General features: G+C 50.4%; 1 protein-coding gene. It reads right to left on the reverse strand.

Translation table 11 applies throughout. From position 1 onward, the window contains the following. Positions 1-536: hypothetical protein (locus tag ACYVE4_RS30940; RefSeq protein ID WP_461044293.1), on the reverse strand; the 536-nt coding region annotated here is incomplete at both ends.

Here is a 536-nt window from a genome sequence, read left to right on the forward strand (position 1 = left end):
AGTTGTTGTCCGTTACGAACATCGGGCGTCGCCAGTGGATAAGCATTGCCTGCTGAATCCTGGGTCATACCCCGGTAGGCAATCAGACACAGCCCAACGTTATTAGGCCGTTTTCCTTCTTTGCTCAAATAACGGGATGACAGCTTATAGTTGGCATCGAGGGTATTTCCCGGCTGGCGAACGGTTGGAATAAGCCAAAACGCCCCATCACTCAGGCCCGACGGCTGATAGGCAAGTTGCATACTGCCCACCTGGAGGGAAATTAAGGTTTGTCCACCGCCAACCACTTCACTCTCCGGATCGATTGGATTTCCGGTGGAATCTTTGTTCAGCTCATCGCTGGAATCCAAATATTGATTCACGGTATAGCCCGTGGCATTTGGATAAGCCGTACTGTAATCTCCCGCCTGGAACGGAGTCAAATCAATCGCTGGTCCAGCCGCAATGGCTGCCGTAAACTGAGTAATGTAACATACCCGGCTGTTGGCATTGTAGGTAAAAGCTAGACCAAACCGACCTTTAATGGCCTTTAGAAA

This window comes from Spirosoma harenae (genome assembly GCF_054776975.1).